This window comes from Photobacterium galatheae, from assembly GCF_000695255.1.
In the GTDB taxonomy this organism is placed as follows: Bacteria; Pseudomonadota; Gammaproteobacteria; order Enterobacterales; family Vibrionaceae; genus Photobacterium; species Photobacterium galatheae.
In genome coordinates, this window is sequence record NZ_JMIB01000022.1 from 1 (window position 1) to 20638 (window position 20638).

A 20638-nucleotide genomic window follows, 5' to 3' on the forward strand; every position below is an offset into this window, starting at 1 on the left:
TCCCCCGCCCCGGTGAAATCTCACTGGCCCACAACGGGATTCTGTTTTTAGACGAAATGCCGGAATTTGAGCGTAAAGTGCTGGATTCATTACGGGAACCGCTGGAATCTGGCGAGATCGTGATTTCCCGTGCCACCAGTAAAACCACCTTCCCGGCTCGGTTTCAGCTCATCGGTGCGCTCAATCCCAGCCCGACCGGTTATTACGAAGGCAGTCAGACCCGAACCAATCCACAGGCCATTCTGCGTTATCTGGGGCGGCTGTCCGGCCCCTTGCTGGACCGGTTTGATATGTCGATTGAAATCCCGGCCCTGCCCCGTGGCACGCTGGCTCAGGGCGGCGATCGTGGCGAAAACACAGGGGTGATTAAGGAGCGCGTGGCAGAGGCCCGCCACCGGATGCAGCACCGCAGCGGCAAGATTAACGCCCTGCTGGGCACCCGTGAGCTGGACAAGCACTGCGCGCTGGCTAAAGCCGATGCGGAATTTCTCGAAACCGCCCTGCACCAGCTCGGCCTGTCGATCCGCGCCTATCACCGGATCATCAAAGTCGCCCGCACGATTGCCGATCTGGCCGGCAAACCCGAGATCGAACGAGCGCATCTGGCCGAAGCATTGGGCTACCGCGCCATGGATCGGCTGCTGAAGCAGCTCACGAGTCAGGTGGTGTGATAGGAACTTGATATTGAGCTGTTACAAAAAAAAAGGGCCTTCCGGCCCTTTTTTCATGGAAAAAACAGACTTATTTTTTCAACAGGAAGTTGATCAGCTCGAAGTACTCGTCGGCTGATTTCACTTTGTCGGTTTTCACCAGGAACTTGTTGTTGACGATCACCGCCGGGACGCCGGTCAGGCCGCTGTCGCGGAAGCCTTTGTTATAGCGGTTCACCATGGAATTCACCGCGAAGCTGTTGAAGGCACCATCAAAGTCTTCGGCATTCACACCTTGGTCGATAAAGATTTGGCGCAGCGCTTCGTCGTTTCGGGGGGCTTTGTTCAGTTTGTGGATTTGCTCGAACAGAACCGGGATCATTTTGTCTTCCACATCCAGAACGACAGCGGTCGCGTAAGCCTTGCTCATAGAAATACCCATGTTACCCCCCATGAAGGAAACGTGGTTTTTCTGTAGTTTCGCATTCTCTGGCAGCTTGGTTTTCAGCTGTTGGATCAGCGGTTCAAAGTTGTAACAGTGTGGGCAGTAAAATGAAAAATACTCGGCCACGGTCTGATTAGTTGACTTTGGTTGTTCCAGCACCTGGTAGTAGTCGCCTTCAGTAAACTCGGTGGCGTAAACCGAAAAAGACAGCAGCGCGGCGGTTGCCAGTGCGAAAAGTTGTTTGAACATGTCTCGGGTTCTCCCTGAAAAATCAATGCAGTGTCTGATACAGACACCCGCGTTCGGATTCAAGTCAGACTGATCACCATTGGGGCATCAGCTGCAGTGGCGGCTCGTCAAGGGCTGCCAGTTGTTCTTTGATGGCGAGGACTTGCCCTTCCCAGTATTTTGCATCAGCAAACCAAGGGAATGCACGCGGGAAGGCCGGATCTTGCCAGCGTTTTGCTAACCATGCCATGTAATGCACCATTCTGAGACCACGTAATGGTTCAATAAGTTGCAATTCACGGGGATCAAAATCGGAAAACTCGCTGTAGGCTTCCAGCAGGGTGTCGAGCTGGGCCAGTTGATCGGCGCGGTCGCCGTTGAGCAGCATCCACAGATCCTGGACTGCCGGACCATTGCGGGCATCGTCCAGATCGACAAATAACGGGCCGTCGCGCCATAGAATATTGCCCGGGTGGCAGTCGCCATGGATCCGCAGTGGCTGCCAGTCGGTGTGCCATTGTTCACTGAGCGCTGTGATCAGGCGGTCGAGATCCTGAAAAAAGGCATTTTCTAAATGTGCCGGGATAAAGCCGGACTGCGCCAGCAAAGCCCGAGGCTGATGAAGATATTCTTCCAGGCTGATGGTGGGTCGGTGTGTAAAGGTACGGTGCTGACCGACTTTGTGGATCCGGCCCAGAAAACGGCCGACCTGCTCGATTTGGTCAAAATTATCGACCTCAAACTGGCGCCCGCCCAAGCTTGGGAACAGAGCAAACCGGTGCTGCTCGAAGTGGTGCAGTGTGTTGCCGTGCATCATCAGGGGGGCGGCCAGCGGGATTTCCTGCTCGGCCAGCTCGGCAGCAAAATCGTGCTCTTCCTGGATTTGGGCATCACTCCAGCGCTGCGGACGATAGAATTTCACCACATAACGGCGCCTTTCATCATCGGTAAACTGGTAAACCCGGTTTTCATAACTGTTCAGCGGCAACAGCCCAGAGGCGGCGTACACGCCGATACTTTCCAGCGCATGGAGCAACTGATCCGGGGTCAGGTCGGCAAAACTGAAATCATCTTGTGCTGTCATGGTGTTACAGCCATCTTGAAAAAGGTCGCATCAGTATATACCCAAGTGACTTCAAGAGGCAGGATTCAACGCTTTGTTATTGGTTTCCGTTGCTTGCCAGATGCATACGTCACCATGAAAAAAGGGCCGTGACCGGCCCTTGATTGACTGAACGGTTTACGCAAAGGTGCTATCGCAGCTCACCGATAAACCGGCTGTCGGTGATCAGACGGTTCACGTCATCGCCGTCCTGCTGCTCCATCACGAAGCGGATATCGACTATCGGGCGAGCCAGTTCATAAGGGTCAACCCCCAGACTGATCGGCAGCGAGAAGATTTCACCGGCTTCTACATTGACCTGTTTCGGGCCGTACCATTCCACATCTTTCAGCCCCTCAACACTCAGCGTGTAGGTGGCATTCTGCTGCGTTTTGTTGAGAATTTTCAGGGTGTAGGTGTTTTCTACCAGGCCTTCTGTGTTGATTCGGAACAGCTGATTTCGGTCGCGGATCACATCCAGCCCCATCGGTTGCACGGTCGCAATCAGGTAGGCCATCAGACCGAACATGGCCAGCATCACCACGCCATAACCAATCAGTTTCGGCCGCATCACGCGGGTTTGATGGCCTTCGAGCTTGTGCTCTGTGGTGTAGCTGATCAGATCGCGCGGATACCCCATTTTGTCCATGGTCTGGTTACAGGCGTCGACACAGGCACCGCAGTTGATGCACTCGTATTGCAGGCCGTCACGGATGTCGATCCCGGTTGGGCAGACCTGAACACAGAGGTTACAGTCGATACAGTCGCCCAGGCCCAGCTCTTTCGGATCTTTCTTGCGTGAGCGCGGACCACGATTTTCACCGCGAGCGACATCGTAGCCAACAATGTAAGTGTCTTTATCGAACATTGCCGACTGGAACCGGGCATACGGACACATGTGGATACAGACGATTGAACGCATCCAGCCGGCGTTACCGTAGGTACAGAAAGTGAAAAACAGCACCCAGAAGCCAGCCAGGAAGCTGGCATTGAAGGTAAAGAAGTCGGCAAACAGCTCGCGGATCGGCAGGAAGTAACCGACGAAGGTCAGGCCGCTGATCAGCGCGACCGCCAGCCAGGCGATATGCTTGAGGGTCTTGCGAACCAGCAGTGCCCGGGTCAGTGGCTTACCATCCTGCGTCCGGCGTTTGTTGGCCGGGCCTTCCAGCTTTTCTTCGAACCAGATGAAGATAAAGGTCCAGACGGTTTGCGGACACATATAGCCACACCAGACGCGGCCTAAAAAGGTGGTGATAAAAAAGAGTCCGAAAGCCGCAACCATAAACAGGCTGGCGAGCAGTGTCAGATCCTGCGGCCAGAAGGTGGTGCCGAAGATGTTGAATTGCTGACGGCCGATGTCGAGCAGGATGCCCTGCCGTCCGTTATAAGTGATCCAGGGTAGTGCCAGAAACAGGCCCATCATCAGCCAGCCCATCCGCTGGCGCAGTTGCTGGTAAGCCCCTTTCATGGCCCGCACATAAATGCGGTTACTTGGGTTAAAGCGGTCATCACCGCCTTTATGGGTTTTCGGATTGAACTCCTTGGGAGTGATATCCTTGATGTTGATTCTCTCTTGGCTCATGACATTGCATTCCTTGGGCATTGCCAATACTGGCGTTTGTCGCCCGGGTACATGGCCTGGGCAATCATGGTTCATTGGGAATAAAAAAGTGATTATATCTTATCTAACTGGTTGAATATTCTACCTCGCTCAAAAAACGCACGGATAAAAGCTTATTAATGATATGGTCTATTTGAGCACGCCTCTGGCCTTCAGGAGCGCGGTTTTAAAATCGGTTTCACAGTCTTTCACCAGACCGGGGATCATGGCGTCCTGACCTTCACCGCGCATTTTGAGCTGATAGATCAGGATGTCGTCGCTCAGTTCGGCTAAAGGACCGCTGAAACCAGCTTCTTTGGCTAGTTGATCCAGCAAGGCAGCCAGACTTAGCTCCGGGGATTGCTGCCAGTGTGGCTGGAGCAGCGCCAGTAATTCAGTGATACGGTGTTCGGTCACGCCGGGCTCCTTATTAAGCTTATACTTTGTGGGGATTATAACAGAGGTGAATTGTTCCTCGAAACCACTCAGAAAATCCGGCGGCTTGATGAAGTCGGATCGGGCAGATAAACTGGTTTCATACCTCTACATGACCGATGAATACTGACAAGGAGCCCTGATGTCACTTTTTCATAAAACACTGGCGAGTCTGGGATTAGGTGGTGCCAGAGTTGATACGGTGCTGGAAACGGAAGTCCTGCTGCCCGGCCAGAGCCTGCCGGTGCGTATTGATGTGAAAGGCGGCAAAGTGGCTCAGGCGGTGGACAACATTCACCTGTATTTATGTTGTCGCTATGAAGATGAAGTGCCGGTAAGCCGGGGCGACAGCGAACACCGCATGGAGAAAGTGCAGCAGACCTACACGCTGGCGCAGTGGAGCCTGCCGGAGGCGTTCACACTGAGGGCGGGTGAACAGCGTCAGTTCGAGTGTCGCTTTGAACTGCCCGTGAATACGCCAATCACGATTGGGGATTCCGGGGTATGGCTGGAAACTCATCTGGAGATTCCGCTGGCGCTGGATCCCAAAGATAAAGACCCGCTGACGATTCGGCCTGACCCGTTGCTGGATGCGGTGTTTACTGCCCTTGAGCAGGCTGGATTCCGGTTGTTGCAGGTTGAATGTGAGGCCACGGACGGTTTTGCCCTCCCCTTTGTTCAGGTCTTTGAATTTGTGCCGGTTTCCGGCCCATATCACGGCCGATGGCGGGAGCTGGAGTTGATCACTCAGGTGGATGGCGATCACCTGACGCTGTGGTTTGCCATCGATCGCCGTCAGCGTGGTGTGAGCGGGATGCTGGCCCGTCTGCTCGGTGGCGGTGAGCTTAAGCGTCAGCTCGCAATCCCTCTGACGATCGACCCGATGGACATTGGAGAACAGGTGCTTGCTTATCTGGCGCAGGTTGACGATCCGTGATCTAAGCGGTGGCACCGGGGTCACAGCGGTGTCATAAAATTCAGCTTACAGGTGTAAGCTAAACTGTGCCATACTGCTGGGACGACAATACAGCGGGATAACACAGCGGATAGCCTTCATGCCCAGACCACAGAAAACGTCTAACTCATACTCCGTCGCCGAAGAGGTGGCCAATAGTCTCAGTCACGGTGCCGGCATGCTCTTCGGTATTGTGGCGCTGGTCATGCTTTTAATGCGGGCCGTTGAGGTCAATGCCGATGCGCTGAGTGTGGCCAGTCTGAGCATTTACGGTGCCAGCATGATTTTGCTGTATCTGGCATCGACCCTGTACCATGCCATTCCTTTTGAAAGTGCCAAGCGGGTTCTGAAAACGCTGGATCACTGTGCCATTTACCTGCTGATTGCCGGAACTTACACGCCATTTTTGCTGATCACATTGCGGACACCGCTGGCGGTCACGCTGATGGCGGTGATCTGGACGGTTGCCCTGCTGGGGATCATTTTCAAAGTCGTGTTTGTCTATCGCTTCAAGCGACTGTCGCTGGTGATTTATCTGGCGATGGGCTGGTTGTCACTGGTGGCGGTCTATCCGCTGGCGATGGCCATGTCAACCGCCGGGCTGATGCTGCTGGCAATGGGAGGTGTGGTTTATTCTCTTGGCGTGATTTTTTATGTGAACAAAAAAATCCCCTATAACCATGCGATCTGGCATCTGTTTGTTCTGGGTGGCACTGTCTGTCATTTTCTGGCGATTTACTGGTATGTGGCACCAACTGCCGGGCTGTAGCCCGGCAATCATCTGAGCGATCAGTTCTTCCAGAATGCCGGGAATGCCAGTACCAGCACGGTCAGGATTTCCAGTCGTCCCATCAGCATGCCGAGGCTGAGCAGCCATTTGGCGGCATCTGGCAGGGTTGCAAAGTTGCCGGTTGGCCCGATGACGGTTCCCATACCCGGCCCCACATTGGCGACCGCAGTGACTGAACCGCTGATGGCGGTGACCGGATCCAACCCCAGGATGGCCAACAGGGCTGCGATGATAATGATGGTCATGATGAACGTCAGCGCAAAAGCCACCACGGAACGAACGATACCGTCGGTGACCGGGCGTTGGTTATAGCGCTGAATAAAGACCCCGGACGGATGAATTAACTGCATCAACTGCTTGCGCAGCAGGGCAATAGCGACCTGAAAGCGAAAGACCTTGAACCCACCGGCAGTTGAACCGGAACAACCACCGACCAGCATCATGAAGGCAAAGATGACCGTTGGGAAAGGGCCCCAGGCTGTAAAATCTTCCAGTCCGAATCCGGTGGTGGTGACCACGGAAATGATGTTGAACATGGACACTCGGATCGCATGGCTGAAGTCATAGCCATTTTGCCAGCACAGCCATAGCGCAACCATCAGGCTGACGATCAGGATGGTGATACTGTAGCCACGGACCTGAGCGTCCCGGACCAGAGAACCGGCTTGGCGCTTCCGCATCGCCTGCACAAACAGCAGAAATGGCAGGCCGCCGGCGAACATAAAAATGATGGCCACCCAGTGCGCCGCTGGTGAAAAGTGGTTCATGGAGCCATCTGACGTTGAGTAGCCGCCGGTCGATAGCGTCGTAAAGGCATGGTTGATGGCATCAAAGGAGTTCATGCCTGCCCACATGTAGCCCAGAAAGCACATCACGGTCAGGCTCAGATAAACCGTGACGATGTTTTTGGCCACGTTCTTGGTCCGCGGCGAGCTTTTTTCCGACCAGTCCGACGACTCGGTCTGGAACAGACGCATCCCCCCGACATTCAGCATCGGCAGGATCGCAACCCCCATGACGATGAATCCGATGCCGCCCAGCCATTGCAGAGTGGAACGCCACAGCAGAATACTCGGTGCCATATCATCCAGTCCGCTCAGCACCGTGGAACCAGTGGTGGTGATCCCGGACATGGTTTCGAAATAGGCATCCGTAAAGCTGATGTGGTTGATCAGCATAAAGGGCAACGCTGCAAACGCACTGGCGACCGTCCAGACCAGCGTTGTCAGCAGGAACATATCCCGGACCCCGAGCTTGAACTCTTTCACTTTGCCCAGACTGAGGCAGGTAAAGGCCACGATATGCGTGATGATGACCGCAGTCGCAAAATCGATAAAGCCCCCCGTACCGGTCAGGAAGGCCAGTATGGTGGGCAGATACATGAACAGGGCGATCTTGGAGAGCACCAGCCCGATCACGAAGAGAATGGGACGTAAATTGACCATAACTGCTTACAGGAAAAACGGACTTGGCTGGAACAGACGTTCCACATCAGGGATGTACTTCTTGTCGACCAGGAACATGACGACGTGGTCATCCTGCTCGATCACGGTACGGTCGTGAGCGATCAACACTTCATCACCCCGGACAATGGCACCGATGGTTGTGCCCGGTGGCAGCTTGATGTCCCCGATGGCTTTCCCGACCACTTTTGACGTGGTGGCATCGCCGTGAGCAATGGCTTCAATCGCTTCGGCGGCACCGCGACGCAGCGAAGAAACGTTCACGATATCCGCTTTACGCACATGGGTCAGCAGGGCCGAAATGGTTGCCTGTTGCGGTGAAATGGCGATATCAATGGTACCGCCCTGCACCAGATCGACGTAAGCACCACGCTGGATCAGCACCATGACTTTTTTGGCACCCATCCGCTTGGCCAGCATGGCCGACATGATGTTGGCTTCGTCATCGTTGGTGACTGCAATGAAGACGTCGATTTGCTCGATATGCTCTTCGCTCAGCAGCTCCTGATCCGAGGCATCCCCGCAGAACACAATGGTGTTGGTCAGCATTTCCGACAGACTTTCCGCCCGTTGCGGGTTCCGCTCAATCAGTTTGACGCTGTAGCTGTTTTCCAGCCGTTTGGCGAGACCGGCCCCGATGTTACCACCACCAACAATCATCAGGCGTTTATAAGGTTTTTCCAGCCGTTGCAGCTCACTCATCACAGAGCGGATATGGTTGCTGGCCGCGACAAAGAAGACTTCGTCATCCGCTTCAATGATGGTGGTGCCCTGCGGACGAATGGGCCTGCCCTGACGGAAAATGGCGGCGACCCGAGTATCAACATGCGGCATGTGCTCGCGCAGTGCTGACAGTGCGTTGCCGACCAGCGGACCGCCGTAATAGGCTTTCACCGCCACCAGACCAACCTTGTTATCGGCAAAGCCTACCACCTGAAGTGCACCCGGATAGGCGATCAGGCGTTCGATATATCCGGTGACCAGCTCTTCCGGTGCGATCAGGTGATCGACTGGCACGGCATCGGTATGGAACAGTTGATGTTTTTCTTTGAGGTATTCCGGCGAACGGATTCGGGCGACCCGGTTCGGGGTGTTGAACAGCGAGAAAGCAATCTGGCAGGCAATCATGTTGGTTTCATCGGAGTTGGTGACTGCGACCAGCATGTCTGCGTCCTGAGCACCGGCATCGCGTAAGGTACGGGGATGGCTGGCATAGCCCTGCACGACCCGCAGATCGTACTTGTCCTGCAACTCCCGCAGTCGCTCCGGATTGGAATCGACAATGGTGATGTCATTGTTCTCGCCGACGAGGTTTTCAGCCAGCGTCCCGCCGACCTGGCCTGCGCCAAGGATGATAATTTTCATAGCTGTTGCCTGATAAATGCTCTCAGATCGATACAGTTGCCCATCAGGGCAAAAGCCCTAGGGTACACTGCCTTAACGAGAGAAGCAGCATTTTTAGCCAGTTTGCACAAAGACTTAACTTTGCATTTTTGTCAGGAATGCCGCTTCTTTCGCTATATTTCTTACACTGACGGCCGTTTTTCCAGCACGGCGTAATAAAAGCCATCCATATCAGATTCTCCGGGCAGGATCTGACGTCCCGGCGCAGTGTCGTTGCCGTTGTCTTTATGTTCTGCCAGTGCTGCATCCGGTGTGCGGGACAGGAAAGCTTTCACCTGTTCACGGTTTTCCTGCGGCATGATGGAGCAGGTTGCGTAAACTAAGGTGCCGCCCGGCTTCAGTTGCTGCCACATCGCATCAAGAATTTCTGCCTGGAGCGTCGCCAGTGCAGCAATGTCATCGGCACGTCGCAGCCATTTGATATCCGGATGACGGCGGATCACGCCGGTTGCTGAACAAGGCGCGTCGAGCAGGATCCGGTCGAAGGCTTCACCCTGCCACCACTGTTGCGGATAACGAGCGTCAGCACACAGGACTTCGGCGTCCAGTCTCAGGCGTTGCAGGTTATCTTTGACCCGCAGCAGACGCTGGTCGTCACTGTCGATGGCAACCACGCGGGCATCGGGCTCTCGCTCCAGAATATGGGCTGTTTTTCCGCCTGGTGCGGCACAACAGTCGAGGATCAGCTCACCCGCCTGCGGTTGCAGATAATCGACCGCGAGCTGTGCGGCGGCATCCTGAACGGACACCCAGCCCTCGGCAAAGCCCGGTAACTGGTGGACATCACAGGCGCTGTCCAGTTTCAGAGCGTCACCCGCCTGCGGATGAACTGTCGCACTGATCTCCGCAGCATCCAGTAAGCCTTGGTACTGGTCACGGGTGTGGTGACGGCGGTTGACGCGTAACCACATTGGCGCCTTGGTATTATTGGCGCTGGTAACGGCTTCAATCTGGTCTGGGTAATGTGCCTGCAGCATTTTCAGCAGCCAGCCCGGATGACCATATTTGCCGGCATCGTGGCTCATGGCTTGCTGATCCAGCGTTTCCTGCTGGCGCTGGTAGTTACGCAGTACGGCATTGATCAGGCCGCGAAGCTGAGGTTTTTTCAACGTTTTGGTGGCATTTACGGTTTCTGCCACCGCGGCATGGGCCGGAATCCGCATAAAACTCAGCTGATAAAGACCGACCAGGATCAGATGGTGGAAGACTCGCTGTTTACCTTTGAGCGGTTTATCCATCAGCGACTGCGTGATCGACTCCAGACGTGGCAGCCATCGCAGCACGCCATAGCAGATTTCCTGCAGCAGGGCATGGTCGCGTGGTTTGATATCCTGTTGGGCCGCAGGCAGGGCCGTTGAAAGCGACTGGCCTTGATCGACAACCTGATAAATCACTTGGGCCGCAGCAGCTCTTACATTCATGAATGTGTTCCTGACTTGATGACTACCGGATGTCAGCGATTGGCTGTCATCCTGCCGCCGGAGCGGCGAAAGAAAAAGCCAGTGAAACAGTCTGTATTCTGTTCACTGGCTGATGATGACTCGGGCACGGAGATTACAGCACGGTGCCCGGTGTAAACCACTCGCGGCGAGAATTCAGCAGATCCTGTGCGGCCATGGCTTTTTTACCCGGCGGTTGCAGCTGAACCAGTCGCAGTGCACCTTTGCCTGTCGCAACGACAATGCCCTGTTTGTCGGCAGATAAAATCGTACCCGGCGCCTGACCCTGGTGATCAGCTTCAACTTCGGCTTGCCAGACTTTGACGTTTTGCGCTGCCACTTCAAAAAAGCTCATGGGCCATGGGTTAAAGGCGCGAATGCAACGTTCAATGGCTTCGGCATCCATGGACCAGTCAATTTTTGCTTCTTCTTTACTGAGCTTTTCTGCGTAATTCGCCTGTTCGTCGTTTTGTTTCTCTGGCACAGCGCGACCCGCTGCAATCTCATCCAGACAAGCCAGCAGTGCCTGCGGACCCAGCTCAGCCAGCTTGTTGTACATGCTGGCACTGGTGTCGGTCGGCTCGATTGGCAGCGTGGCGATTTTCAGCATATCGCCGGTGTCCAGTCCTTCGTCCATCTGCATGATGGTGACGCCGGTCTCTGCATCGCCGGCCCAGATGGAACGCTGGATGGGTGCGGCACCCCGCCAGCGCGGCAGAATCGAACCGTGCACATTGATACAGCCCAGACGTGGTGTATCCAGCACAACTTTCGGCAGGATCACCCCGTAGGCGACGACGACCATGAGGTCAGCATTCAGGCTCGCCAGCGCTTGCTGTGCTGTTTCATCGCGCAGCGTTTTGGGCTGATAGACCGGAATGTCGTGTTCCAGCGCCAGTTGTTTGACTGGGCTGGCCGTGAGTTTTTTACCCCGTCCGGCCGGCTGGTCCTGACGGGTGTATACGGCAATGATGTCATGCTGAGAAGACAATAACGCCGCCAGATGACGGGCGGCGAAATCAGGTGTACCAGCAAAGACGATACGTAAAGGTTGGCTCAAGATAACCTCGGCTTATTAGACTTGCTCTTGGTAACGCTTCATTTTTTCCAGTTTCTTCTGGATACGCTGGCGTTTGAGCGGAGACAGGTAATCGACGAACAGTTTTCCTGCCAGGTGATCCAGCTCGTGCTGCACACAAATAGCCAGCAGGTCGTCGGCTTCGAAGGTATATTCCTTGCCATCACGATCCAGCGCGCGGACGGTCACTTCTGCCGCACGCGGCACTAAGGCACGGGCACCCGGTACAGACAGACAGCCCTCTTCGATGCCGTCTTCGCCGCGTTTGTCCAGAATTTCTGGGTTAATCAGCACCATTGGCTGGTTGCGTTCTTCCGAGATATCAATGACTACGATTCGCTGATGAAAATCCACCTGAGTGGCTGCCAGACCGATACCGTCTTCGTCATACATGGTTTCCAGCATGTCATCGACGATTTTCTGGATTTCTGGTGTGATCGCTTCGACAGGTTTGGCAACCGTGCGCAGGCGCTCATCAGGGAAAGTTAACACGTTTAGAACAGACATAGATTCCCGTAAAAATAGAGATATAAAAGGAGAATAACTGTATTTGCTCTAATTCTAGTCATTTTCGACTCTAAAGAACAGCTTTGCTGTTCGGGCCCGTTACGCTGTTGGCTGTGAAGCAGCCCGTCGGTTGGAAGAAAAGACGTTGAAATTTTGAACCTAAATCGCGAGCACAGCCGCAATGGCGGTGCGTCGGTGTGAGCCAGTGATGACGGCCTGAAATGTGCTCTGACATGCTGTGGAACGATGTTGGCGAAGCAGGAAAAGCAGCATGAAAAAACTGGATCAGATTGGTGTTCTTTGTCTGGCGTTGTGGGCTGGCGACATACAGGCATCGCCCGAGTCACAGGCTCGGCTGATTTCTGCGGCGCAGTTGGATGCAGCGCCGCGGATTGTCCCCGTTCTGAGTAGCCGTCGGTATCTGGCTGGCGATGATGGCTTGCTGGTCAGGGAGATCCTGACGATCGGGAGTGAATGGGCGGTGTTTCGGCCGACCCGGGCGTTCAGTCCTGTGAGGTCGTCCACACATTCAGCGGCAGATGTCTGGGGCATGCTTCCGGTGGCCCGTGTCAGGGTGGTGGACAATGATGAAAGGGGCAGCCGACTTATCATGACAGACTGGTTACAGGAAGTTCGGCCCGGTGACCGATTGCTGACGGTCGCGACGTCTCACTTGCAGGCCGTGTCCGGAACGCCCCCTGTTTCAGCGCGTGTGCTCGGTGGTTTGCAGGAACGCGCTTATCTGGCATCGGATGATTGGTTGGTCCTCGATCGAGGGGCCAGCCATGGCTTAGCGGCGGGACAGCGTTGGCGGATTCAACGTGGTTTACTGGGGCGGCCGTTGGTGGCGGACATTGAAGTGAAGAGTACCTCTGCTCAGGTGAGTCTCGCCCGGGTGATCCGAAGCCAGGGGCCGATTCAGGCCGGGGATGTTGCGGAAAGGATTGCCCATTAAGATGAGTCATCAGGAAGATTGGCTGGCACTGGCGGCTGTGCCCGGATTGGGCGGACAGCGGATTGATCAACTGCTGCAGCACGGAAGTGTGTCTGAGCTGCGGGCGATGCCGGAACCGATGCTGCTGTCTCTGGGGTTGAAAGCACCGCAGATTGCTCTGTTACGACGTCCGAAGCCTGAGCGGCTGAATGAAGCACTGCGCTGGTGTGAGCAGGAGAACCAGCACTTGTTGGTATTGACCGATCCGGCCTACCCCCGATTATTGAAAGAAATCAGTTCTCCACCGCCGGTGTTGTTTATTCGAGGCGACCCGCGATGGCTCAGCGAACCTCAGCTGGCGATTGTGGGTAGCCGTTCGGCCAGTCTGGATGGGCGAGAAGCCGCACGGGATTTTGCTGCGGCCCTGGTCGCGGCCGATTATGTGGTCACCAGCGGTCTGGCGCTGGGCGTAGATGGCTATGCGCATCATAGTGCCCTGAAAAACGGTGGGGCGACGGTGGCCGTGCTGGGCTCTGGGCTGGGACGAATTTATCCGGCTGCGCACCGGGAACTGGCATCACAAATTGCAGCACAAGGTGCGCTGGTGTCAGAATTCTGGCCGTCGGAGCCACCGCGTCCGCAACATTTTCCCCGCCGTAACCGGATTATCAGTGGATTGTCCGTGGGTGTGCTGGTGGTAGAAGCTGCACTCAAGAGTGGTTCTTTGATCACTGCCCGCTATGCGCTGGAGCAGAATCGCGACGTTTTTGCCCTGCCCGGGTCGATTTATGCACCTGGAAGCAAAGGTTGCAACGCCTTGATTAAATCCGGTGCTAAACTGGTGGAAAGTCCGGTCGATATCTTTGAGGAGGTGGGGATACTCACCCGCTGTGCAAAAAGTAGTCAATTGAGCGTATCGCTGCCACATCCTGAAAATGAGCAATTGCCATTTCATGCGGTGTTGGCTAACGTAGGCAATGAAGCAACACCCGTAGATGTGGTTGCTGAACGCTGTGCACAACCTGTTCATGAGGTCATGACGCAATTGCTGGAGTTAGAATTGCAAGGGGTTGTCACTTCAGTGCCCGGTGGCTATATCAGAACGAGGAGGGGCTAGTCATGATGGATATACTCATGTACCTGTTTGAAACCTATATTCACAGCGACGCTGAGTTAATGGTGGATCAGGACGAATTGTCTGAAGAGTTGCTGCGTGCGGGCTTTCATCAGGAAGATATCTATAAAGCCCTGACCTGGCTTGAAAAACTTGCAGCGTTACAGGATACAGACCACACACCGTACATGAACACCAGTGCGGTGACATCGATCCGTATCTATACCCTGGAAGAAATGAACCGTCTGGACGTCGCCTGCCGTGGTTTTCTGACCTACCTTGAGCAGATCCATGTGCTGAGTTCAGAAACGCGTGAAATGGTGATTGACCGGGTGATGGAACTGGAAACGGCTGAATTCGTACTCGATGATCTGAAGTGGATTATTCTGATGGTGCTGTTCAATGCACCTGGGAACGAAAGTGCCTACAGCCAGATGGAAGAATTGCTGTACGGTGCCGAAGACGGCTATCTGCATTAATCGCTATTGTCACAGGAGATAAGGCCTGACGTATGGCCAGTAAGATCAATCCTGAATTATTTTCAACCCACCCGACTCACGAGGAGACGCCCTGCCCACAATGCGGGGCGGCTCTGTTCATACGGCATGGAAAACACGGCCCATTTCTGGGATGCAGTGCGTATCCGGCTTGCGATTATATCAAGCCCTTACACCATAATGACGGCCATATTGTGAAGCCTCTGGGGCAGCCGTGCCCGGACTGTGGCAGTGAGTTGGTGCTGCGCCAGGGCCGCTACGGGATGTTTATCGGATGCAGTGCTTATCCGGCGTGTCACTATCTGGCTTCGCCTGAAAAGAAAGCCGAAGAGACCCATATGACCTGTCCTGAATGCCAAAAAGGACATTTGGTCGAGCGGAAATCCCGCTATGGCAAGCGCTTCTATGCCTGTGATCAATATCCATCCTGCCGGTTTGCGGTGAATGCGCCGCCCGTCCCCGGCCAATGTGAACAATGTGGTTTTGGCCTGCTGATTGAAAAAAAACTGGCTCGGGGCACAAAACTGCAGTGTGCCGATCGGAAGTGCGGTCATTATCAGTCGGAACCGGATTCGTCGAAACCGGAAAAGACGCCGTCTTCTGAGGCGGATGATGCTTAAATACGATGACACTGAAATAAAAAGCCAGCATTGCTGGCTTTTTATGGTTTAGGGGGAGATGTTGGTTCAGAGCCGAACCACCGGGAAGCTGTTTTCCGATAGGAGCTGAGCTAAATGGTCCAGCGTCTGAACCAGTTCAGTATGGCTCGCTGCGGTGACATTCATATGACCCATTTTGCGTCCCGGACGTTTTTCTTTGCCATACCAGTGCACATGGCAGCCCGGTTGTGCCAGTACCGCTTTGGGTACGGTATCTTCACCCAGAATATTGATCATCACTGTGCTGCGGATTTGCGCTGTACTGCCAAGGGGCAGCTCGCAGACCGCCCGCAGGTGGTTTTCAAACTGACAGGTGTCCGCTCCCTGCTGCGTCCAGTGACCTGAATTATGGACTCGCGGCGCGATTTCATTGACCAGTAGCTGGCCGTTCACATCAAAGAACTCAATGGCGAGGACACCGACATAATCCAGGGTTGCGGCAACAGCGTTGAACATCCTCTCGGCCTGCTGTTGTAAATCGCCCTGCTCTTCCAATGCCAGCGAGCGGCTGAGTACACCGGCGGTATGCACGTTTTCTGTCAGCGGATATATAGCGGTTTCACCTGCAGCATTCCGGGCGCCGATCATCGACACCTCACGCTGAAATGGCACAAAAGCTTCTGCAACAATGGACTGTTCTGGTGCGTTTGACAGAAAGCCGGCAATGTCCTGCCAGATAGCCGGGATCTGGTCCATCGTTTTCAGCCGCCACTGACCTTTGCCGTCATAGCCGCCCAGTGCGCTTTTCAGCACCAGCGGCAAGCCGATTGTTTCTGCGGCCAAGGCCAAATCGGATTCTGAGTGAATTAACTGATAACGGGCGTTGGCCACACCTGCCTGATCCAGCAGGGCTTTTTCTATTCGTCTGTCGCCACCGGCTTTGATAGCGGCTGCATTTGGCTTGAGCTTGCCGCTGGCCTCGCAGCTATCCAGCACATCGTGCGGTACATGTTCAAATTCAGCGGTAATGACCTCAGCATAGTCAATGGCATTGTCCAGACCGGACAGCACCGGTGCCAGTGTCAGTGGATGGACGACCTGACCGCTGTTCACGTCATAGGCCATCACTTCGATATTCAGGGGAGCGCCGGCCAGTGCCATCATGCGGGCCAACTGACCTGCTCCCAGTACCAGAACCTTTTTCATCCTTATGCGTCCTCGGATGGATCCGGCTGACTCAGGACAGTATCGGTCTGTTCTTTACGGAAGGCATCAATGGCGGCCATGACGGTGGCATCCTGAGTGCCGATGATTTGGGCGGCAAGCAGGCCTGCATTGGCTGCGCCGGCTTCTCCAATGGCTAAAGTGCCAACAGCGACGCCTTTTGGCATTTGCACAATCGATAGCAGGGAGTCCATGCCTTTCAGAGCGCGGGACTGAACTGGTACGCCCAAAACAGGCAGACTGGTAAATGCTGCGGTCATCCCCGGCAGATGAGCAGCACCGCCGGCACCTGCGATAATCACTGAAATTCCACGTTCATGAGCCGTCTCTGCATATTCGGCCAGCAGGTGTGGAGTCCGGTGTGCGGAAACCACACGGGTTTCGTACGCAATATTAAAGCGATCCAGCATTTCTGCTGCGTGTTGCATGGTTGGCCAGTCAGATTTTGAGCCCATAATAATACCGACTTTCATCCCGAACTCCTTAGGGTTATGTGAATCAGGTAAGAGGGTTTGCGGCGCATTATACGGAGATTTTCCCTTAAGGAAAACGTTTGCGTCGCGTGCTGGTGTGCAATGGGTGCAGTTCGCTGAGATTCAGTTAAAATAGCGGCCAGTGAATTTCATCTGTCGTCAGGGAATGAATCTGGCGACAACGCATCGAGGATAGTGTGGATAATTTAAGTCAAGTCGTCACCGCGCTTACACAAGGTGAAGTGATTGCCTACCCGACCGAAGCCGTATTTGGTGTTGGGTGTGATCCGGATAATCCCGAGGCTGTTGCTAAACTGCTGGCACTAAAACAGCGCCCGGTCGAGAAAGGCCTGATTCTGATTGCGGCGGATTATGCTCAACTTGCACCTTACGTCGACGATAGCCGGTTGACCGAAGCGCAGAAGGCCCAGATTTTTGCCTCCTGGCCGGGACCCGTGACTTGGGTGATGCCGACGAAACCGGGTGTTCCTTCATTTCTGACGGGGCAGTTTTCGACGATTGCGGTACGGGTGACGGATCATCCGTTGGTACAACAGTTGTGCCGTACGTTTGGAAAGCCGCTGACGTCGACCAGTGCCAATCTGACCGGTGAACCGCCTTGCCGCACAGTGCTGGAAGTGGAAGCACAACTCGGAGCACACTTGAGTACCATTTTGCACGGTGAGACGGGTGGCCGTGACAATCCGTCCGAAATTCGCGATGCTGCCACAGGACAAATTTTCCGACAGGGATAACATACGCATGCAAGACGTCAATAAACACGCCGTGAAGGTGTTCTTACTGGAATTACAGGATAAAATCTGTCAGGCCCTGGAAGCTCAGGATGGCCAGGCCTGTTTTGTTGAAGACAGCTGGGATCGTGAAGAAGGCGGCGGTGGCCGCAGCCGGGTGTTGCGTGATGGTGCGGTTTTCGAGCAAGGTGGTGTGAACTTTTCTCATGTCTATGGCGCGCAGATGCCAGCTTCTGCCACTGCACATCGTCCGGAACTGGCTGGACGTCGCTTTGAAGCGATGGGTGTTTCTCTGGTAATCCATCCTAAAAATCCTTATATCCCGACGTCGCATGCCAATGTCCGCTTCTTTATTGCAGAGAAAGAGGGCGAAGATCCGGTCTGGTGGTTTGGCGGCGGATTTGACCTGACGCCGTTCTATCCATTTGAGGAAGACTGCCGACACTGGCATCAGGTTGCGAAAGATCTCTGTGCGCCCTTTGGTGGCGACGTTTATGCCGAGCACAAAGCCTGGTGTGATAAATATTTCTTCCTGCCGCATCGTCAGGAAACCCGGGGCGTGGGTGGCCTTTTCTTTGACGATTTAAACCAGTGGGGTTTTGAGAAAAGTTTTGCTTACATGCAGGCAGTTGGTCTGGGCTATCTGGATGCTTATTTGCCGATTGTTGAAAAACGTGCCCCTACCCCATACGGTGAGCGTGAGCGAGAGTTCCAGTTGTATCGCCGTGGCCGTTATGTTGAGTTTAATCTGGTGTATGACCGCGGGACTCTGTTTGGCTTACAGAGCGGCGGGCGCACGGAATCTATTCTGATGTCGATGCCGCCTCTGGCACGCTGGGAATATTGTTACCAGCCAGAGCCGGGATCTCAGGAAGCCAGATTGTACGATTACCTCACCCCGCGTGAGTGGTAAAGCGAGCAGAAAGCAGTAACGTGATAAGGAAGATATTGCAGCGATGAGTCAGGATGCAGATAAGTACGTGGTGTTCGGCAACCCGATTGCCCAAAGTAAATCACCTTTCATTCATACTCTGTTTGCGCGTCAGACCGCTCAGAAGATGACATACGAAGCTCAGCTGGTGCCACTGGATGGCTTTGAAGCGGCGGCCAGTCAGTTTTTCGCGGCGGGTGGCCGTGGCTGTAATATTACGGTTCCTTTTAAAGAGCAGGCGTTTACCTTTGCCACTCAGTTGACCGAACGTGCCCGCCTGGCGGGAGCGGTCAATACTTTAAAAAAACTGGATGACGGCGGGATCCTTGGTGACAACACCGATGGTGAAGGCTTGGTGCAGGACTTGCTGCGCAATCAGGTTGAACTGAAAGGCAAGCATATCTTGCTGGTGGGCGCCGGCGGTGCTGCCCGTGGGGTGATTCTGCCTTTGCTGGCTCAGAAACCGGCCAGTCTGACAGTGACCAACCGTACCCTTTCTAAAGCAGAAGCGCTGGCAGCGTTGTTTGCCTCGCACGGCAAGGTTTCAGCAATCGCACTGGATGCACTCTCTGCGGACCAGCATTTCGATCTGATTATCAATTCGACCTCCGCAAGTCTGAGTCAGTCACTCCCAGGTATTCCTGCATCTCTGATACACCCTGACCTGGTCTGTTACGATATGGTCTATGGGCAGGAGGAAACGACCTTTAACCAGTGGGCGGCTGAACTCGGCGCTCTCAAAGTGATTGATGGGCTTGGGATGTTGGTGGGTCAGGCTGCGGAAAGCTTCTTGCTGTGGCGGGGAATACGCCCCGGAACAGAACAGGTGTTACGTGAACTGCGTCGCGCACTGCAAACGAAATAGTGAATCACGATGAATCAAGACATTTTATTTGCTGATATCCAGACTTGGGACAGTGGACGTCAGGCGGTGTGCTTTCCTGCACAGCAGGCAGGCGCACTGATTCGTTGTTGGGTAAGCCTTATATGGTTAGAAAAACAAGCCGGTGAAGTACTGACAGATGAGGCGGCTATATTAACCGCCTTCACAAGTTATCGCTTCGATCTGGAAGAACTTGCTGAATCCATGATTGAAGACGAAGATTTCAATCAGGATGGCGAAGTGATGATTGATTGAAGTGATTCGGCTTCAGTTAGATATTCATCTTTCAGGCGGACGTAATTATCCGCCGACTGCGGCAGGAAGGCCCGCTCCGCATCTGTGAGTGGTCTTGCCTGCTTGGCCGGGCTGCCGACATACAGATATCCGCTTTCCAGAACTTTTCCGGGCGGCACTAGGGTCCCTGCCCCGATAATCACATCATCTTCGATAACTGCACCGTCCAGCAGTATCGCTCCCATGCCAACCAGCACCCGATTACCGACCTGACAGCCATGCAGCATGGCTTTGTGGCCAATTGTCACATCATCGCCAATAATAAGAGGATGGCCATCCGGTTTAGCATCGCTTTTACGGGTGACGTGCAGAACGGTGCCGTCCTGTATGTTGGTGCGCTCACCTATCTTGATGGCGTTGACGTCGCCGCGTGCTGCAACCAAAGGCCAGATACTGCTGTGATCCGCTAAGTGGATGTCCCCAACCAATACGGCTGAGGAGTCGACATAGACGTGTTGTCCCACAGTTGGGCGTATTCCTTTGTAGGGGCGAAGAGCGTTTTGCATTGCGATACCTCAGAGAATTGGGGATGTACACTGAACTTGAGAGTTCTCCGGTGTTTATACCATCGAAAAACTGTGATGTTGTGTGAATAATGCGCGCTTAAATCAAAATGACGAATTTATTTCAATTTCGCTATTGCCAATGTGATCGAACTCTCTATAATGCCGCCTCACCGACACGGAGGAACGGCAGAAAGCGGTTCGGTTCGATGAGGTAAGCGGCAAGAAATTAAATTGAAAAAAGTGTTTGACACTGACTTTTGATTCGATAGAATGGCCGCCCGTTTCGAGAGTTGAATCACAGGATTCAATGTGAAACAAAGTTCTTTAACAATTTG

23 protein-coding genes are annotated in these 20638 nt (G+C 54.2%); 11 read left to right on the forward strand and 12 right to left on the reverse strand.

Annotated elements, in window-relative coordinates; genetic code table 11:
• Window positions 1-671 (forward strand): ATP-binding protein (locus tag EA58_RS11110; protein ID WP_036752562.1); only part of this gene is annotated, 671 nt, incomplete at its 5' end.
• Between the two features lie 70 nt (window positions 672-741).
• Here EA58_RS11110 and EA58_RS11115 read toward each other — a convergent pair.
• The 4 genes from EA58_RS11115 to EA58_RS11130 all read right to left on the reverse strand — a co-directional run bounded on the left by EA58_RS11115 (window position 742) and on the right by EA58_RS11130 (window position 4442).
• Window positions 742-1344 carry a thiol:disulfide interchange protein DsbA/DsbL gene (locus tag EA58_RS11115; RefSeq protein ID WP_036752565.1) on the reverse strand — a complete coding sequence of 201 codons (603 nt, stop codon included), beginning with the start codon at window positions 1342-1344 and terminating at the stop codon, window positions 742-744.
• A gap of 73 nt (window positions 1345-1417) precedes the next feature.
• Window positions 1418-2407, reverse strand: a complete 990-nt coding sequence (locus EA58_RS11120; protein WP_036752568.1) for a serine/threonine protein kinase — start codon at window positions 2405-2407, stop codon at window positions 1418-1420.
• A gap of 169 nt (window positions 2408-2576) precedes the next feature.
• A complete protein-coding gene (gene ccoG / locus EA58_RS11125; RefSeq protein ID WP_036752569.1) occupies window positions 2577-4007 on the reverse strand; it encodes a cytochrome c oxidase accessory protein CcoG in 1431 nt (476 codons plus the stop codon).
• A 168-nt stretch (window positions 4008-4175) separates the two neighbouring features.
• Window positions 4176-4442, reverse strand: a complete 267-nt coding sequence (locus EA58_RS11130; protein ID WP_036752570.1) for a YihD family protein — start codon at window positions 4440-4442, stop codon at window positions 4176-4178.
• Between the two features lie 160 nt (window positions 4443-4602).
• On the opposite strand from EA58_RS11130, the gene EA58_RS11135 reads away from it, so the two are divergent.
• Complete coding sequence (locus EA58_RS11135; RefSeq protein WP_036752571.1) at window positions 4603-5397, forward strand: sporulation protein; 795 nt, start codon at window positions 4603-4605, stop codon at window positions 5395-5397.
• Window positions 5398-5515: 118 nt separating this feature from the next.
• Window positions 5516-6184, forward strand: coding sequence for a PAQR family membrane homeostasis protein TrhA (trhA, locus tag EA58_RS11140; protein ID WP_036752574.1), 669 nt, complete (start codon window positions 5516-5518; stop codon window positions 6182-6184).
• Between the two features lie 20 nt (window positions 6185-6204).
• On the opposite strand, the gene EA58_RS11145 is transcribed toward trhA, so the two are convergent.
• The 5 genes from EA58_RS11145 to def form a co-directional block, all read right to left on the reverse strand.
• On the reverse strand, window positions 6205-7650 hold the full coding sequence (locus tag EA58_RS11145; protein ID WP_036752580.1) for a TrkH family potassium uptake protein: 1446 nt from the start codon (window positions 7648-7650) through the stop codon (window positions 6205-6207).
• 6 nt (window positions 7651-7656) lie between these two features.
• Window positions 7657-9033, reverse strand: coding sequence for a Trk system potassium transporter TrkA (gene trkA / locus EA58_RS11150; RefSeq protein ID WP_036752583.1), 1377 nt, complete (start codon window positions 9031-9033; stop codon window positions 7657-7659).
• 161 nt (window positions 9034-9194) lie between these two features.
• Window positions 9195-10493 carry a 16S rRNA (cytosine(967)-C(5))-methyltransferase RsmB gene (gene rsmB / locus EA58_RS11155; protein ID WP_036752586.1) on the reverse strand — a complete coding sequence of 433 codons (1299 nt, stop codon included), beginning with the start codon at window positions 10491-10493 and terminating at the stop codon, window positions 9195-9197.
• A gap of 133 nt (window positions 10494-10626) precedes the next feature.
• Window positions 10627-11571: a methionyl-tRNA formyltransferase gene (fmt, locus tag EA58_RS11160; RefSeq protein WP_036752589.1), complete on the reverse strand. Its 945-nt coding sequence runs from the start codon at window positions 11569-11571 to the stop codon at window positions 10627-10629.
• A 15-nt stretch (window positions 11572-11586) separates the two neighbouring features.
• Window positions 11587-12096, reverse strand: coding sequence for a peptide deformylase (def, locus tag EA58_RS11165; protein WP_036752591.1), 510 nt, complete (start codon window positions 12094-12096; stop codon window positions 11587-11589).
• A 271-nt stretch (window positions 12097-12367) separates the two neighbouring features.
• Between def and EA58_RS11170 the strand changes: the two genes are divergently transcribed.
• From EA58_RS11170 to EA58_RS11185, 4 genes are read left to right on the forward strand one after another with little or no spacing between them, the layout of a single operon-like run.
• On the forward strand, window positions 12368-13051 hold the full coding sequence (locus tag EA58_RS11170; protein ID WP_036752594.1) for a hypothetical protein: 684 nt from the start codon (window positions 12368-12370) through the stop codon (window positions 13049-13051).
• Between the two features lies 1 nt (window position 13052).
• Window positions 13053-14147, forward strand: coding sequence for a DNA-processing protein DprA (gene dprA / locus EA58_RS11175; protein WP_036752597.1), 1095 nt, complete (start codon window positions 13053-13055; stop codon window positions 14145-14147).
• Window positions 14148-14149: 2 nt separating this feature from the next.
• Window positions 14150-14623 carry a DUF494 family protein gene (locus EA58_RS11180; protein ID WP_036752600.1) on the forward strand — a complete coding sequence of 158 codons (474 nt, stop codon included), beginning with the start codon at window positions 14150-14152 and terminating at the stop codon, window positions 14621-14623.
• A 32-nt stretch (window positions 14624-14655) separates the two neighbouring features.
• Window positions 14656-15261 (forward strand): DNA topoisomerase family protein, encoded by a 606-nt coding sequence (locus tag EA58_RS11185; RefSeq protein ID WP_036752603.1) that lies wholly within the window; start codon window positions 14656-14658, stop codon window positions 15259-15261.
• A gap of 66 nt (window positions 15262-15327) precedes the next feature.
• Here the strand turns inward: EA58_RS11185 and EA58_RS11190 are convergent, their stop codons facing one another.
• A complete protein-coding gene (locus EA58_RS11190) occupies window positions 15328-16446 on the reverse strand; it encodes a 5-(carboxyamino)imidazole ribonucleotide synthase (protein ID WP_036752606.1) in 1119 nt (372 codons plus the stop codon).
• Window positions 16447-16448: 2 nt separating this feature from the next.
• Entirely contained in the window at window positions 16449-16937 is a 489-nt protein-coding gene (gene purE, locus EA58_RS11195) for a 5-(carboxyamino)imidazole ribonucleotide mutase (RefSeq protein WP_036752609.1), read from the reverse strand.
• A gap of 197 nt (window positions 16938-17134) precedes the next feature.
• On the opposite strand from purE, the gene tsaC reads away from it, so the two are divergent.
• The 4 genes from tsaC to EA58_RS11215 are packed head-to-tail and all read left to right on the forward strand — an operon-like array spanning window position 17135 to window position 19758.
• Window positions 17135-17692: an L-threonylcarbamoyladenylate synthase type 1 TsaC gene (tsaC, locus tag EA58_RS11200; RefSeq protein WP_036752611.1), complete on the forward strand. Its 558-nt coding sequence runs from the start codon at window positions 17135-17137 to the stop codon at window positions 17690-17692.
• Between the two features lie 7 nt (window positions 17693-17699).
• On the forward strand, window positions 17700-18602 hold the full coding sequence (gene hemF / locus EA58_RS11205; RefSeq protein ID WP_036752613.1) for an oxygen-dependent coproporphyrinogen oxidase: 903 nt from the start codon (window positions 17700-17702) through the stop codon (window positions 18600-18602).
• A gap of 43 nt (window positions 18603-18645) precedes the next feature.
• Window positions 18646-19485 carry a shikimate dehydrogenase gene (gene aroE, locus EA58_RS11210; protein ID WP_036752616.1) on the forward strand — a complete coding sequence of 280 codons (840 nt, stop codon included), beginning with the start codon at window positions 18646-18648 and terminating at the stop codon, window positions 19483-19485.
• Window positions 19486-19494: 9 nt separating this feature from the next.
• Window positions 19495-19758 carry a DUF1488 family protein gene (locus EA58_RS11215; RefSeq protein WP_036752619.1) on the forward strand — a complete coding sequence of 88 codons (264 nt, stop codon included), beginning with the start codon at window positions 19495-19497 and terminating at the stop codon, window positions 19756-19758.
• Here EA58_RS11215 and EA58_RS11220 read toward each other — a convergent pair.
• Entirely contained in the window at window positions 19731-20303 is a 573-nt protein-coding gene (locus EA58_RS11220) for a gamma carbonic anhydrase family protein (protein ID WP_036752621.1), read from the reverse strand. The two genes, EA58_RS11215 and EA58_RS11220, sit on opposite strands and share 28 nt — an antisense overlap.
• Between the last annotated feature and the right edge of the window lie 335 nt (window positions 20304-20638).